Origin of the sequence: Enterococcus sp. DIV1767 (assembly GCF_050542585.1) — a bacterium.
Lineage (GTDB): Bacteria > Bacillota > Bacilli > Lactobacillales > Enterococcaceae > Enterococcus_D > Enterococcus_D innesii.
This window is the reverse complement of the sequence record NZ_CP172936.1, coordinates 314,028-329,617: the sequence shown is the minus strand read 5'-3', so window position 1 is coordinate 329,617 and position 15,590 is coordinate 314,028. Positions and strand designations below refer to the sequence as shown.

Here is a 15,590-nt window from a genome sequence, read left to right as displayed (position 1 = left end):
ATGCAGCAGGAAAATAACAGCTCGTCACCAGTTCGTTGCCCCTCGGGTGCAATTGCGTAACCGCGGCTGCAAAGGTGAAGATTGAAGAACGAACTGCACGAATGTGAGTTTTTCAACGGATTATTTTACTCCAAACTATTTTATTGGAGGAACTAAATTATGTCTCGTTATACAGGACCATCATGGAAAATTTCTCGTCGTTTAGGAATTTCTTTATCAGAAACTGGAAAAGAATTGGCACGTCGCCCTTACGCTCCAGGTCAACACGGACCAAACAGCCGTGGCAAAAAATCAGAATACGGCATGCAATTAACTGAGAAACAAAAATTGCGTCATATGTATGGTATGAACGAACGTCAATTCCGTACATTGTTTATCAAAGCAAGCAAAATCAAAGAAGGTAAACACGGTGTTAACTTCATGATCTTGTTAGAACAACGCTTAGATAACGTTGTTTACCGTCTAGGTTTAGCAACTACTCGTCGTCAAGCACGTCAATTAGTAAACCACGGTCACGTTTTAGTTGATGGCAAACGCGTTGATATCCCTTCATACCACGTTGAAGTTGGACAAGTCATCAGCGTTCGTGAAAAATCACAAAACATCTCAACAATCAAAGAAGCAGTTGAAGCAACAGCTGGCCGCGCGTCATTTGTAAGCTTTGATAGCGAAAAATTAGAAGGTTCATTAACTCGTTTACCTGAGCGTGATGAATTGTCTGCAGAAGTTGACGAAGCACTAGTCGTTGAATTCTACAACCAAAAACTTTAAGATTTCAACCGACACGATTCCTTTTGGGAATCGTGTTTTTTTGTGGAATCAACGGATTTACGGATCCTCTTAAGAAGACCCTTGAAAAAATACTAAAAAAACCGACAATGATACATCGCTGTATTCATTTGCCGGTTTTGTTCCTATTATTTTATTAGATAAAGTTCGCAACAGATTCGCCTTCTTCTTGCTTTTGGCGATAATTAAACATGAGCAGCTCTGTTTGGCGTCGTTTGAAAATGATCTTTCGTAAGTTTCGTGGCACGAATTTACGGATGTCTTCTTCATTGTACCCCACTTGGAGCTTGTTTTCATCTAAGATAATTGGTCGTTTCAATAAGTTCGGGTATTTTTCGATCAATGAAAGTAGCTCTTCTAGCTTCAACTCTTCTAAATCAATGTCTAACTTTTGGTACACTTTCGAACGAGTAGATATAATGTCTTCCGTTCCATTTTTCGTTAAAGAAAGAATCTCCATTAGTTCATCACTATTTAATGGATCGCTAAAAATGTTTCTCTCTTTAAATGGTAGTTCATTTTCGGTCAACCATGCACGGGCTTTACGACATGACGTACAGCTGGGTGTTGTATATAGTGATATCATTTGTTCATTCTTCCTTTCTCTTTGATGTACTTCGATTTTTTATCTGGTGCTCAACCTTCGATTTGATCGATCGTTTCCTGTTTGACGATATCGGCGATTCGAATATTGATCTCTTTGACTTTCAAAGAAGTCAAGCGGCTAATTTCTTCTAAGACCACTTCTTGGACTTGTGCAAAGAGTTTGGGGATATCTTTGCCGTAAGCCACGATTACTTCCAAATCAACTGCAACCTCTTCTTTGCCAACTTCCACATCAATACCAGACGCGACTTGCGGCTGTTCTTCAAGGTTTTCGGTCATATCTGAAAGAAATCTGCCATTTACACTAATCAAGCCATCAATTGACTGCAAAGCGACACCAACAATTGTTTCAATGACTTTCTCTTCAAAGGACAGTGGACTTGCTTGCGCTGCTTCATTAGACACATTCGTTGTTTGCTGATCGTCAGTCATTTTTCACACTCCTTGGTTAAATAAGAAAGGATACTAGAGACATCGCAAAGTCGCACATACGACCTTGTCTAAAGTGGACATTCCTCTTGGGAATTTTTTTCCCTACCTTTCTAGCATAAATTCTTTTTGTTTTTTTTACAAAGAAAAACACTTGTTTTCGGAATAAATTTATCATGCGAAATAAAATGAATGCGCTAAAAAAATCTCAAAGCATAATTTTCTTGAAATGATTCGTTTTTCTTGACAAAAAAAAGAAAGCAGCTACACTGCTCTCCTTTTTTCTTTGTTATTTTGACAAGGCATCTAATGGATCAATCAGTTGATGCCGGGCTAAACTAGGTGAAAGACTAACTTCAAAATGCAAGTGAGGACCTGTACTGTTCCCCGTACTTCCCATGGAAGCAATCACTTCGCCTTGTTCCACCGTCTGCCCAACCCCTACTAAATTGCGGTGATTGTGAGCATACAGTGTCGTCAAGCCATTTTGATGTTCGATCGCTACATAATTCCCCCAGGAAGCATGATATTCTGAGCGAATCACCGTTCCTGAAAGACTAGCCATGATCGGGGTTCCTTGAGGTGCTGCAAAGTCGACCCCACGATGGAACCCGCTACCCCGTGGACCAAACATTGATGAGATGACCGGATCACTAACCGGATAAATCATTTTTTCATTACCCGTTGGCAACTCTGCTTTCTCTTTGTCATAACTCGTCAACGCATAAGCTTCGATCAAAGCGTTCAATTTTTCATTGTATTGCGTATCTGATGCATACCGTCCCGTCAAATATTCCGTGGCATCTTCATAGGTTTCGGTTTCTGACTTCCAAGCGCCTTTATAAAAATTCGGATTGTGAGCCAATCCTTCTTTCAACAATTTCGCATAATCTTTTAAAGAAGATTCGATGCTGTCATACTGACGGAAGGTCGAACGGATGGTGTACAAATTGCCGTTTCCATCGTCTTCTTGTGTTGGGAAAGAAACCCCATTTCCTTCATATAGTCCTTTGATCCCAAAAAGATTATAGAACGGCTCCTGACTCAACTGACTTTGCCCACTACCGGATTCTAAGATTGCTTGGGCAATCATCACAGATGCGTAAAGATCTTCTTCTAAGCCGACTTTACGGGCATCCTCACCAATCTCCATAATAAAGTCCCATGTTTCTTTGACTGGGGTGACTTCAAATTTTGACGTGCCACCAGTCTGAGGTGTTGTGATTGTCAATTCAGGTACATTGGGCACTTCCTTGATCTCAGGCGTTGGCTGGCTCGGGTTCGTTTCTGGTTTTGTCGGTTGACTTGGTTCTCCCTCTGGATCTTGTTCCTCCGGTGCCGGTTCCGGAATTGGCGTAGGCTCGGGTTCTGGTGTCGGTTCCGGAGCAGGCTCAGTTGGTTCTGACGGTTCTGGACTTGGCTCTGGTTCCGGTGTTGGTTCCGGACTCGGCTCCGGTTCTGGTGTTGGCTCCGGGCTGGGCTCTGGTTCCGGCGCCGGTGCTGGTTGTGCCGGAACAGCTTCATCATTTTCAGCTGGCGTTCTTGGCACGTCAGACTCTCCGGTCGATGCTTCTGTAGTTGCTCCTCCGTCTTCACTTGACACAGACATCAATGCACTCGTTTGATCAACATTTGATTCACGACTCACAGCAGAAGCCGCAGCAGAAACCGGCAACAGGGTCAACAATTGACTGGAAATGACAGAGATTGCCATCCATTTTTTCATTTTCATTAAATAAGTCATCCTCCTTTGTCACACCTTCTATCATACCTAAAAAGCACCTAATTTTATAATCATTTTTTGCATCTCTGTGTGAAAAAAAGGAAAACACTGATATAGTGACGTTTATAACAATTTCCTTCACCAAATCTGGCATTTTATTCTCTTTTCTTCTATAAAAAATACGCCAAAAACCTGCTTTATTTATGTAAAATGTGCTTTTCCTATGAAAAACAGCAGCGAGCGTCCTCCCTGCTGTTTTGCTCTACCTTGATTCAATATCGATATATTCGCGATCGCTGGACACTTCTTTATAGGCGGGGCGCATGATTTTTTGTGCGTTGACCAGCTCTTCGATCCGATGGGCGGACCAACCGACGATCCGTGCAATAGCAAACATTGGTGTATACAGTTCTTCTGGTAGATCCAACATGTTATAAACAAACCCGCTGAAAAAGTCGATATTGGCACTGACTCCTTTGTAGATTTTGCGCTTTTCATTGATGACTTGAGGAGCAATACGTTCCACCATCGTATACAATTGATATTCTTGCCAAGCTTCTGATCCTTTTTCTTGCGCCAGTTTTGCCACATAATTTTTAAAAATCGCCGCACGGGGGTCGTTGTCGCTATATACCGCGTGACCCATGCCATAAATCAAGCCTTTACGGTCAAACGCCTCTTTATCTAAGACTGCTTCCAAATAGCTGCGGATTGCCTGTTCATCGGTAAGGTCAGCAACGTTGCGCTTCAAATCCCCCATCATTTCCGTCACTTTGATATTGGCGCCACCGTGTTTAGGTCCTTTCAAAGAACCTAGCGCTGCAGCAATCGTTGAATAGGTATCCGTCCCACTGGAGGTAACGACTCGTGTCGTAAAGGTTGAATTATTCCCGCCGCCATGTTCCATATGCAAAACAAGTGCCATATCCAATGTTTGGGCTTCTTGGAAGCTATATTCTTTCGTTGGGCGCAGCATAGTCAAAATCGTTTCAGCTGTACTCAACTCTTCGGTCGGGCGGTGGATATACATACTCTCCCCTTGATTATAATGATTGTAGGCATGATAGCCGTAGATTGCCAAGAGCGGAAAGACACTGATCAGCATCAGACTTTGTTCCAATACATTTTCAATGCTGATGTCATCTGCTTGTGGATCATAACTTGCCAGTGTCAAGATACTGCGAGATAAACTATTCATGATATCAGAAGAAGGTGCTTTCATAATGACGTCACGAACAAAATTGGTCGGCAAAGTACGTTTTTCTGCTAATAGGCAATGAAACGCCGCAAGATCTGTTTTATTTGGCAGTTCTCCAAAAAGTAATAAATATGCAACCTCTTCAAAGCCAAAGCGTTTTTCATTGACGAAGCCTGCAACTAACTCGTTGATGTCAATTCCGCGATAACGCAGTTCGCCGCAAGCCTCGATTGGCTTCCCGGCAATGATTTTTTCTGGATAAATAGTCGAGATTGTCGTTAATCCAGCTAATACACCAGTTCCATTCAAATCCCTTAGACCACGCTTAACATCATATTCTGAATAAAGATTCACATCGATCAAATTGTATTTCTCACATTGCGATGCCAGATATGCCATTTTCTCTTTCTTTTCTAATCTTTCCACGGTGATGTTACCTCCAATCTTTCTCCGAACCAGCTACTTCAATGTTATTTAACCGTAAACAAACATCGTTAAAATAACCATCCGAAAGAATCGCTGCTTTTTAACAAACTTTCACACATTATAGCATGATGTCGAGAAAATGAAATATTTTTCATAAATTTAATTGATTTTTTAAATTATCAACGTATAATTATTCCTAATAAGTACGATTATCTTCGTAAAAGGAGGATTCTTATGAAGTGGCAAACTCAATTAACCGTCAATGACACGCAATACACGTATATTGACTTAGCGAAAATCACCCAAGACTTAGGGGCTGATTTATCTCGCTTGCCCTACTCCATTCGAGTTTTATTGGAAAGTGTTGCTCGTCATCAAGACGAGGAAATTACAGAGGATTATTTACCATTTTTAGCGAATTGGCAGGCAGAAAGCCCTACTGGCGTCGTGCCATTCAAACCAGAGCGGGTCGTCTTGCAAGACTTTACTGGGGTGCCGGCAGTCGTTGATTTGGCTGCCATGCGGGATGCGATGGTCGCTTTAGGCGGTGCCGCAGAAGACATCAATCCTGAGATCCCCGTCACACTCGTCGTCGACCACTCTGTGCAAGTCGATCAAGCTGGTACGCCTGGGGCGATCGCTTTTAATACGGAGCGGGAATTTGAACGCAACGCAGAACGCTATCAATTCTTGAAATGGGCGCAAGGTTCTTTCGACAATTTCGAAGTCGTTCCGCCTGAAACAGGGATCATTCATCAAGTCAACATCGAATCATTGTCTGATGTGATCTTGCAAAAAACACACGAAGATCAACGTCTGCTGTTTCCTGATACATTGCAAGGAACCGATTCTCACACCACGATGATCAATGGTCTGGGGGTTCTCGGTTGGGGGGTTGGCGGTATTGAAGCGGAAGCTGCGATTCTTGGCGAGCCTTCTTTCTTCCCTACACCTGAAGTCATTGGAGTGAAGTTTATCAACGAGATGCCTGCAGGTACCACCGCTACCGATTTAGCACTAAAAGTAACTGAAGTGCTGCGAATCGAAAAAGTGGTTGGAAAATTTGTCGAATATTTTGGTCCTGGCTATCGTCATTTAAGTTTAGCTGATCGAGCAACGCTAGCAAACATGGCTCCCGAATACGGTGCGACTTGCGGCTTTTGTCCGATCGATCAAGAGACCTTGAACTACTTAGCAACGACCGGTCGCTCCACCAAGCTGATCGAACTCGTTGCCGCTTACGCCAAAGCCAACCATTTCTTTTATGATGAAACGACCGTGCCAACCTATACTAAGACGATCACCATTGATCTAGCAGAAGTTCAGCCGGCATTAGCGGGCCCCAAACGCCCGCAAGATCGGATTTTGCTTCCAGCAGTCCAGCAGGATTTTGAGCAATCTGTCACGGCAGCCGTCGGACCCAAGGGCTTTGGACTTTCGGAGGACGAATGGCAAAAAGAAGCCACCGTTGCTTGGCCAGATGCTGCAGCAGACAAATTAGCGACCGGCGATATCGTTTTGGCGGCAATCACTAGCTGTACGAATACTAGCAATCCTTTCGTCATGCTCTCTGCAGGCTTATTGGCCAAAAAGGCCGTTGAAAAAGGTCTGACTGTTCCGCGTACGGTCAAAACCTCCCTTGCACCTGGCTCCCAGATCGTGACCACCTATTTGCAAAACAGTGGTTTATTGCCGTATTTAGAGCAACTCGGCTTTTATTTAGTGGGCTACGGTTGTACTACCTGTATCGGAAATTCCGGTCCTTTAGAAGCGCCGGTCGCTGAAGCAATTGAGGCAGAAAATCTATTGGTAGCATCGGTTCTGTCAGGCAATCGGAATTTTGAAGGAAGAATCCATCCACAGATCAAAGCCAACTATTTGGCTTCGCCGCCGTTAGTTGTTGCCTATGCGATTGCTGGCAACATTCGCAAAGATCTGACAAAAGAACCATTAGCTATCGTCAATGACGAGCCGGTGTATTTATCTGATATTTGGCCTAGCAATGAAGAAGTCAATGCTTACGTTCAAGAATACGTCGGACCAGAAGCATTTCGCGCTGCCTATGAGCATCTTTTTGATGCCAATGAACGCTGGAATGCGATCGAAACCACCACGAGCGCATGTTATGAATGGGAGGAACATTCCACTTACATTGCTCATCCACCCTACTTTGAAACATTGACCAAAGAATTGCCTAAACCAGATGTCTTAGCCGATCTGAAAGTCTTGGCAAAATTGGGTGATTCGGTCACCACTGACCATATTTCTCCTGCTGGCAGCATCAGTATGGATTCTGCAGCTGGAAAATTTTTACAAGAAAAAGAGGTTCCGTATCGTGAATTCAATTCCTTTGGTTCGCGGCGCGGCAATCATCAGATTATGATGCGGGGGACTTTCGGCAACATCCGTCTGCAAAACCAGCTGGTTCCTGGCAGCACTGGCAGTGTCACGCATTATTTTCCAACTGGGGAAACCTTGTCGATATTTGACGCCGCTATGAATTACCAAAAAGCCGGCCAAAGCTGTATCATTTTAGCCGGTAAAGATTATGGCATGGGTTCTTCTCGCGACTGGGCCGCCAAAGGAACAAAATTGTTAGGCGTTAAAGTCGTCTTAGCAGAAAGCTTCGAACGGATCCATCGCAGCAATTTGGTCATGATGGGGATCATTCCTCTTGAATATCTGGCTGGTGAAAGTGCCGCCTCGTTTGATTTGGACGGCAGCGAAGCATTCTCGATCGCTTTGCCAGAAGAGCCAGTGGTCAAGCAGCTGATCGAAGTCACCGCTCAACGGACCGACGGAAAGACTGTTTCCTTTATGAGCCGCCTGCGCTTTGATGCCCCTGCAGATATTCGCTATTGGAAGCATCAAGGTATTTTGCCAATGGTCATTCGAAAAAAAGCGGAATTAGGAGGAGCTGCCCATGCCTAACCAAACAACCCATCAAGCAACGACGATCACCATTCCTTACATTGCAGGAGACGGCATTGGTGCCGAGATTTGGCAGGCTGCGCAACCTGTGATTGATGCAGCTGTGAATAAAGCCTATGACAATCAGCGCCACATCGAATGGCTAGAAGTTTTAGCTGGAGAAGCCGCCTTTGAACAGACGGGGGAATGGCTGCCGCAAGCAACCATCGATACGATCAAAGCCCAGCAATACGCCTTAAAAGGACCGTTGACTACCCCAATTGGCGAAGGCTTTCGCTCCTTGAATGTCACCTTGCGGCAAACGCTAGATCTTTATGCCTGTGTCAGACCTGTTCGCTATTTTACAGGAGTCCCTTCGCCTTTAAAACAGCCAGAAAAAACCGATATGGTGATCTTTCGAGAAAATACTGAAGATGTTTATGCTGGCATCGAATTTGCCAAAGACGACGACGCAACACAGCGTTTGATCCAGACACTGCAAGCAGACTTTGCCGTCAAGGCGATTCGTTTTCCTAAAACTGCCGCTATTGGCATCAAGCCGATCTCTTTAGAAGGCAGTCAGCGCTTGATCGCTGCTGCCATTGAGTATGCGATCACTCAAAAGCGGCCCACGGTGACACTGGTGCATAAAGGCAATATCATGAAATTTACAGAAGGCGGATTTAAAAACTGGGGCTATCAGCTTGCAGAGACCACGTATGCCGCCCAGTGTTTTACAATGAATCAATACAACAAAATCAAAGCAGAAAACGGCTCAAAGGCAGCCGAAGCCGCCCTTGCCTCGGCAAAAGCGGCTGGGAAAATCGTTGTTAACGACGTGATCGCCGACAACTTTTTACAACAGATCCTTTTGTATCCAGAAAAATTCGACGTCATTGCCACTTGTAATTTAAACGGCGACTACATCTCTGATGCACTGGCTGCACAAGTCGGCGGCATCGGGATCGCCCCCGGCGCCAATATCAACTACGATACCGGAGCAGCCATCTTTGAAGCTACCCACGGAACGGCACCGGATATCGCAGGACTTGGCAAAGCCAATCCTTGTTCCCTGTTGCTATCGGCGTGCATGCTATTAGAACATTTGAACTGGCCGGAAGCTGCTGCGATACTGACGCAAGCCATTGAACAAGCCTTGCAAAGTCAGCACGTCACTGCCGACTTCGCACAGTTGATGCCAGAAGCGATCTGTTTAACGACACAAGCGTTTGGTGAACACCTCCTTCAGCTTATCCATTCGTAAACTCAAGCTGTGATTGAGTCGGCATTCGCCTGCTCAACCACAGCTTGATTGCGTTTCCACCTTCTGAGAAACTATACTTAGAGCATGAAAGGGGGAATTCATTTATGAGTGAATTCAACATGAGAAAAATTGGTCAGCAGATCGCTGCCAAACGCAAAAAAAAAAATCTGACCCAAAGCAACTTGGCAGACCAGTTACTCGTCAGCTATCAGGCGGTCAGTAATTGGGAGCGGGGCAACTCACTGCCGGACATTGAAAAATTGCCGCAGCTAGCAGCGATTTTAGACCTATCCATCGATGAGCTGTTAGGGAAGCCCGCAGCTGCGGTGCAACATTATCAAGCAGGAACCGCACAGCCAGAAGAAATCGCCGAACTAGCTCCGCTGATCAAACCGCAAGAATTGTCAGCGTTGATTCAAGAAGAACCGTTTCAAGAAACTTCTTTAGATCTAGACTTATTGCCTAGGCTAGCACCTCATTTGACCAGCGCCGACTTACAACACCTGTTAAACGGCGCCGAGAATATCCCAGAAGATGTCATGGAAGAACTCTTGCCATTTTTGAAAAAGCCCCAAATAGAAGAGCTCCTTAAAGGCAACCACTATTCCATGGCTTTTTGGGAAGAGGCGGCGCCCTTTTTACCCCCCAGCTTTTTGGCGGGAGAAATCAAAGGCTGGCTTGAAAATCCTGACTTCCGCTTTTCTGAGATTGAAGAGCTGCTGCCCTTTTTACCTGCACCGTATCTGGATGAGCTCCTGCTGACCACCCTGGAACAGCCAAACGTTGCCGCAGCAGAACGCTTGGCTTATGATGAAATCGAAGAACTGCTGCCGTTTCTGACAGAAGCAACGATCTGCCGGCTCGTTCAAGTACTGCCCTTCTCAACAGATGAGCTGGAAGAGATCGCCCCTTTCCTCTCCTCAAAGAACTTACTTGTCCTATTAAAAAAAGGACACTAAAAAAACAAGATTCTTCTTTACTTTTGGTAAACCACCGTTTATAATTTCGTTAACCAAATAAATCTTTTTTCAGGTTAACGAAATTATTATGAGAGAGAAGGATTCGATGAAATTATCATTACGTGAACAAATCCATGCCGCATTATTTGCGATCATTATTGCTGGTCTTTCCCAATTGACGATTCCGTTAGGTTTGATCCCATTGACAGGACAAACCTTTGCGATCGGCCTGGCGGTGTCTTTCCTTGGCACGCGAACAGGAACAATGGCGATCATCATTTACTTGCTGTTAGGATTGATCGGTTTGCCCGTTTTCGCTGGTTTTTCCAGCGGTATCGGTGTTTTGTTAGGACCAACTGGCGGCTATTTAGTCGGCTTCCTCTTTAACGGATTGCTTACTGGATTGGTCGTAGAAAAAACGGCGTTTCGCTACACAGGAGCAGTGATCGGCAACATTGTCGGTGCGCTGGCAACTTTGTTGTTTGGTACATTATGGCTGAAATGGAGCACGGGCATGGCATGGCCGGCTGCTTTTAACGGTGGTTTTGTTTTGTTTATTATCCCCGGGATCATCAAAGCCGTTGCCGCAGCTTATCTAGGTATCTTTTTAAGAAACCGCTTGGCGCAACCATTGGCTTTGCGTTAATAAAAAACACTCGCGTCATATGCAGCGATTCCCCTCAGTTAGCTTTTTCGTCTAACTTTTGGAAATCGCCGCATCACGCGAGTGTTCTTTTTTAGTTGTCGATCTCTTCAATCGACAACTGCGGCCAAATTTTCTGCCACTGCTTGATCGCTTGGCGTTGTCGGTAAACCGCAAGGTACTGTTCATTTTGGGCGAAATGCGGTGTTGGCCGCACCCGAAAACTGCAAACATCCTGCCAACCAAAAGGCGCCATCAATTCAAGCTTGCCTTGATTCATTCGTGCCGCCACCGCTGTACAACGCTCTGGAAATTTCGTTAAAGCATCGAAGGTACTTGTATAAGGCGGCTCCTCGGCAAAATTGTGCTGGTGCATCAACGCTTGGTTACGAACCTCCCAAGGAAATTCGGGAAACGAACGGCGCAGTTGCGCTTCGATCGCCGCTGTTTCTTCTAGGCTTACAGTCGGATCATAAAACACGACATCAATATCGGTTATTGGCACCTCCGCTATTTTTCCACTGAGAAAACCCCATAAATAATTCCGCAGGTACCCGGCACAGAGCCAGCAATCCGGCAGCTGCAACGCTTCAATGATCGTAAGCAGTTGTCGACATTCACGATTTTTTGCAAGCAAGTGCTGGATCGCTTGTTCCTTCATTGGCGTCCTCCTCTAATGGGTTCAGGCTAGTTATTTCAAGGTCCAACCACCGTCGATGGGCACGATCGCCCCCTGCAAGTAACTAGCTTGCGGACTGGCAAGAAAAAGGGTCAGTGCTGCAACTTCTTCTGGTTGCGCCCAACGCTTGACTGGCGTCTCTTCTGCCACCCATTGCGCCATTTTCCCGTCACCGGCAAAATCAGCCGCATTCATCGGCGTTTGAATCGCACCTGGCGCGATGCCCTTCACCGAGATCCCTTGATCTGCAACATCCAATGCCAACTGTTTGGTAAACCCGACGATCGCGTGTTTTGCGGTTGTATAAGCGATCCCACCTCCACCTGCGACCATTCCAGCGATCGACGCCATATTAATGATCGTTCCGCCGCCATTGGCTTGCATCAGTGGCAAGATTTCTTTCGTTAAATAAAACATGCTGGAGACATTGGTTTGAAATATCTCCTCCCACTCCATTGAGGTCGTCTCAGCGATCGTATGATAGCCGTCAAGTTTCCCAGCTGTATTTAACAAGACCGTAATACCGCCAAAGTGCTTCACACAAGCTTGGACCGCTGCAAAACAATTTTCTTTCACCGCTAAGTCACAACACGTGCCGAAAAAGCGGGGTTGGGCTAAAAGCGTATCAGGAAACGATTGGCAGTCAACACCAAATACTTGAGCACCTTCTGCAAGAAACGCCTCTGCTTGCGCTTTACCGATACCTGAAGCAGCGCCTGTGACAAACACAATCGTTTTGTCATCGATCCACGCTGCCGTCATTCCACGATTTTCCAATCTTCCGCAAGAATGTCGCAAACAGTCGGTGCGAAACTCGAGAATCCCTCATCTGCTGTTTTGATCAAAAAGTAAGGGGTGACTGGGGCATTTTCGTACACTTCGCCTTCAACGAATGTCACATAAAGTTCAAAGCCGCCCCAACCTTCGCGAATGATTTTTTTGCCGGCTTTTAATTCTGGTAAGATTTCTTCAAATGTCATGATTTTTCTCCTTTGTGTGTTTCTTTTGTGTTTTAAAATGCGTGGGAATTCAATTACGAAACCAAGCAGGACTCGGTTGCTGCGCTAATACGGCAGCAGCGTGATCGCTTGCGCCAATTCCTCTACAAGATGCGCCGTTTTATAGTCCTCAAATGCCTCATGATGGTTTCGCAGCAGCGTCCGAACTTTCGTTGGCGAATATGCTTCTGCTAAGTGGTTTTCCAAAACGAAGCGTCGGGTCAACTGCCATTCATAATAGTAGCCGAAGGGACGGCAATAGTAGCTGGTTCCCGCAAGCTCTTTTTTCTCAAAGCGTCGATGGGTATGCCCAAAGACGACTGCCCGCACATTGGCGTACCGATCGATCACTGCGCCAAAATCAGGCGACCCCAAAAACGCATTTAGGTGGTTCCAGCGGGCATACTTGCCGGTCTGCCGCACAATAAACGCTTCTTGAGGCACAAAATGGGTAGAAAGAAGAATTTCTTGGTCTTGCGGCAAATGGGCCAATGTTTCCGCTAAACGCTCATTGATGGCTTGGCTGATTTCCTTATCCGATCCCTTTCGTTGAATCATGCGGTCATACCAAAACAAATTTTTCAGCCGCAAGATCTCAGCTTCACTGGTCAAATCAGAATATTGGTAGTCATACCAGCCATTGATTCCCAACAGCAGTGTTTTTTCTGATAAGCGACACGTCTGAAAATTAAGAAAGGCGGGATCATCGAAAGCCTCGATCTCTTGTTCCGTCAAGTCCACCATTTCATGATTGCCCCAGTGAAAGGTCGTTGGCACCTGTCGACTTTGAAAAAAAGCGACCACGTCTAATAGCCGTTGCTTTTTATTCGCCACATCTCCTGCCAGATGCAGATGGGTCACCTGATTTTGCTGCAAATAATCAGCGATCAGCTGCAGATGGGGGTCGAATAATTGGTTGATATCGACGTGCAAGTCGCTAATAACCGCCAGCGTGCCCATATCAGCGGCCTGCCGTCTGCTTTTCGATCCGTAACAATTGGACATCATTAGCTAAGATCCCGCTATTTCCCACCAATTGCAACCGTTGATAGGTCGGTTCCACCTGCATCCGAGTCTGTTCTTCTAAATACACCTGAGCCCCTTGCTTCAACCAAATCGTGCCTAATGGTGTCGTTAAAGGGGTGTCGTAGATCGCCAATCCTTCTTCTGGATAGCTCTGTGGCACGATGATCAGGCGAAAATGGATGTCCAAACGGCAGGTGATCTCCGTTGCAGGAAACGGACCGACGCCGTCTTCAAAATCCAAATAGAGACGATCATCTGGCTGTACATAAGGGGTTATTTTTTCAATTGCTGCTGGCTCAATGTTCAGTTCCATGACGAGAGCCCTCCTTTACATGATACGTTTTTTCCATTCCTCTAGGGTGATGCCGCGCGTGACTTCATCGATGATTTCTTCACCCGATTTGCGGGCAGCTGGGATCGTTGCTTCCAATTTCATCCCAATTTTCTCCATGACCCGTCCAGACTTGGGATTTCGAGCATCATGTCGAGCAAAAATTCGAATCAATTCGAGTGTTTCAAAACCAAAATGCAGCAGTGCCATTGCCGCTTCTGGCATGATCCCTTGTCCCCAATAATCGCGACTTAATGTATAACCGAGCTCAGCGATCTCTTTTTCTGATTCTACTCGCAAATCGATGGTCCCAATCATTTTGCCTGAGTCTTTTTCTTCGATCGCATATTTTCCTAAGGGTGCAGCAACAAAATACTCGGCAATGCGCAGTTTTGTTTCGTCAACCGACCCATGTCTAGCAAAGACGAAGGTCGTCGTTTCTTCATCATTTGCATAGGCAAACATGTCCGCTGCATCCGCCAAGGAAACGGGGCGCAAGAGCAGCCTCGGTGTCTCCAACCGTTGATTTTCTGCTAATAATAGCAAATGTCGTTCTTTTGTTGTCATAGGATCCCTACTTTCTATCAAAACTCTCTCACGATCGCACCCCTCTTTTGCTATTTGCTGGATATGCTATAATAAGCATAAGTAAACGCTTTGAGGAGGATACTTCAATGTCAGACGAATTAGAAAAACGCCTTGATACAGGAATGTATGGGACGCCTCGCGTCAACCCAGATGAACAGCGCAAGTATTTAGGCACGTTTCGTGAACGGTGTTATCTTAGTATGACAGTAACAGAAATGAAGAAGAAGGACAACCAGAAAACGCTCTTGAACGCCTTACCAGATTATCAAGGAGCGCTCGTGCTGCTTAACGGAAAATTGCCAGAATCGATCCAGACCGATTACATCACTTTACTGACCAAACAACAGATGGAATTTCGGATCGTCTCCGATGCCCAAGATGCCGGGCCAGACAGTATCGGCTTGCTGATTGCCGGGAAAGAAGCCGTCAATCAAGACGTCATCGATATCGAACAAAAATACCCTGCAGCTACTACGCAATCGGATAAAGAGCACGAACAACCAGAGAAAACGTCATTTTGGAAACGTCTTTTCCATTAAAAGGAGGAACTATCATGGAACAATCAACACCGCCCTACCTTTCATTAAAGAAAGAACTGCTTGATGCTTTGGATTTGCATATCGATTTGTTGAAAACGGCACCTACGATCGAATCGAGCCATCTGGATGGCGTATTGTTCATGATGCGCAGCTTGGGTTTTATGCTGGATCGCGCTCCGAAAGTACTCCTACTGGAGGATCAGAATGAAATGAACTTTATGATGTTTCAATATTATAGCCTCCTGTCGGAACTGAAGTACAATCTCGTTTTAAACTTTCCCTATGCCTCGATTCAAGGCGTACCGTTATTGACCTTGATCCAACGTTTTCCTACCACGTATGAAAAAGAAATGAAACAATGGTGGGAAGCCCGAACAGGTCTCAAGGTGGAAGAAACAAAACAAACGATTGAGATCGCTGCTTTTGAATCCTAATAAAAAAGACTGCACACTTTCGAAGGGAATCACCTTCCAGAGTGTGCA

General features: G+C 45.5%; 17 protein-coding genes. 7 read left to right on the top strand and 10 right to left on the bottom strand.

Features of this window, described 5'->3' with window-relative positions:
* Positions 1-159: 159 nt before the first annotated feature.
* Complete coding sequence (rpsD, locus tag IGI78_RS01635) at positions 160-771, top strand: 30S ribosomal protein S4 (protein ID WP_005227158.1); 612 nt, start codon at positions 160-162, stop codon at positions 769-771.
* Positions 772-925: 154 nt separating this feature from the next.
* On the opposite strand, the gene spx is transcribed toward rpsD, so the two are convergent.
* The 4 genes from spx to IGI78_RS01615 form a co-directional block, all read right to left on the bottom strand.
* Positions 926-1,375, bottom strand: a complete 450-nt coding sequence (gene spx, locus IGI78_RS01630; protein WP_010748641.1) for a transcriptional regulator Spx — start codon at positions 1,373-1,375, stop codon at positions 926-928.
* Between the two features lie 50 nt (positions 1,376-1,425).
* A complete protein-coding gene (locus IGI78_RS01625; RefSeq protein WP_005227156.1) occupies positions 1,426-1,827 on the bottom strand; it encodes an Asp23/Gls24 family envelope stress response protein in 402 nt (133 codons plus the stop codon).
* 286 nt (positions 1,828-2,113) lie between these two features.
* Positions 2,114-3,556, bottom strand: coding sequence for a peptidoglycan DD-metalloendopeptidase family protein (locus IGI78_RS01620; RefSeq protein WP_430618232.1), 1,443 nt, complete (start codon positions 3,554-3,556; stop codon positions 2,114-2,116).
* A 253-nt stretch (positions 3,557-3,809) separates the two neighbouring features.
* Positions 3,810-5,171: a citrate/2-methylcitrate synthase gene (locus IGI78_RS01615; protein ID WP_185932301.1), complete on the bottom strand. Its 1,362-nt coding sequence runs from the start codon at positions 5,169-5,171 to the stop codon at positions 3,810-3,812.
* 234 nt (positions 5,172-5,405) lie between these two features.
* Here IGI78_RS01615 and acnA point away from each other — a divergent pair, with 234 nt between their 5' ends.
* The 4 genes from acnA to IGI78_RS01595 all read left to right on the top strand — a co-directional run bounded on the left by acnA (position 5,406) and on the right by IGI78_RS01595 (position 10,950).
* Positions 5,406-8,102 carry an aconitate hydratase AcnA gene (gene acnA / locus IGI78_RS01610; RefSeq protein WP_081118854.1) on the top strand — a complete coding sequence of 899 codons (2,697 nt, stop codon included), beginning with the start codon at positions 5,406-5,408 and terminating at the stop codon, positions 8,100-8,102.
* A complete protein-coding gene (gene icd / locus IGI78_RS01605) occupies positions 8,095-9,345 on the top strand; it encodes an NADP-dependent isocitrate dehydrogenase (RefSeq protein WP_430618231.1) in 1,251 nt (416 codons plus the stop codon). The genes acnA and icd overlap by 8 nt, the downstream gene beginning before the upstream one ends.
* A 104-nt stretch (positions 9,346-9,449) precedes the next feature.
* Positions 9,450-10,304 carry a helix-turn-helix domain-containing protein gene (locus tag IGI78_RS01600; RefSeq protein ID WP_430618229.1) on the top strand — a complete coding sequence of 285 codons (855 nt, stop codon included), beginning with the start codon at positions 9,450-9,452 and terminating at the stop codon, positions 10,302-10,304.
* A gap of 106 nt (positions 10,305-10,410) precedes the next feature.
* Positions 10,411-10,950: a biotin transporter BioY gene (locus tag IGI78_RS01595; RefSeq protein ID WP_081118851.1), complete on the top strand. Its 540-nt coding sequence runs from the start codon at positions 10,411-10,413 to the stop codon at positions 10,948-10,950.
* Between the two features lie 91 nt (positions 10,951-11,041).
* On the opposite strand, the gene IGI78_RS01590 is transcribed toward IGI78_RS01595, so the two are convergent.
* The 6 genes from IGI78_RS01590 to IGI78_RS01565 form a co-directional block, all read right to left on the bottom strand.
* On the bottom strand, positions 11,042-11,608 hold the full coding sequence (locus tag IGI78_RS01590; protein WP_081118850.1) for a nucleotidyltransferase family protein: 567 nt from the start codon (positions 11,606-11,608) through the stop codon (positions 11,042-11,044).
* A 30-nt stretch (positions 11,609-11,638) separates the two neighbouring features.
* On the bottom strand, positions 11,639-12,388 hold the full coding sequence (locus IGI78_RS01585; protein WP_081118849.1) for a 3-oxoacyl-ACP reductase: 750 nt from the start codon (positions 12,386-12,388) through the stop codon (positions 11,639-11,641).
* Entirely contained in the window at positions 12,385-12,606 is a 222-nt protein-coding gene (locus IGI78_RS01580; RefSeq protein ID WP_430618227.1) for a DUF2829 domain-containing protein, read from the bottom strand. Before IGI78_RS01580 ends, IGI78_RS01585 begins: the two co-directional genes overlap by 4 nt.
* A gap of 84 nt (positions 12,607-12,690) precedes the next feature.
* Complete coding sequence (locus IGI78_RS01575) at positions 12,691-13,584, bottom strand: metallophosphoesterase (RefSeq protein WP_081118848.1); 894 nt, start codon at positions 13,582-13,584, stop codon at positions 12,691-12,693.
* A 1-nt stretch (position 13,585) separates the two neighbouring features.
* On the bottom strand, positions 13,586-13,963 hold the full coding sequence (locus IGI78_RS01570) for an iron-sulfur cluster biosynthesis family protein (protein ID WP_005227145.1): 378 nt from the start codon (positions 13,961-13,963) through the stop codon (positions 13,586-13,588).
* A gap of 15 nt (positions 13,964-13,978) precedes the next feature.
* Positions 13,979-14,548: a GNAT family N-acetyltransferase gene (locus IGI78_RS01565; protein WP_081118847.1), complete on the bottom strand. Its 570-nt coding sequence runs from the start codon at positions 14,546-14,548 to the stop codon at positions 13,979-13,981.
* Between the two features lie 107 nt (positions 14,549-14,655).
* Between IGI78_RS01565 and IGI78_RS01560 the strand changes: the two genes are divergently transcribed.
* Positions 14,656-15,108, top strand: a complete 453-nt coding sequence (locus tag IGI78_RS01560; protein WP_081118846.1) for a YueI family protein — start codon at positions 14,656-14,658, stop codon at positions 15,106-15,108.
* Between the two features lie 14 nt (positions 15,109-15,122).
* Positions 15,123-15,542: a hypothetical protein gene (locus IGI78_RS01555; RefSeq protein WP_005232469.1), complete on the top strand. Its 420-nt coding sequence runs from the start codon at positions 15,123-15,125 to the stop codon at positions 15,540-15,542.
* Positions 15,543-15,590 lie beyond the last annotated feature (48 nt).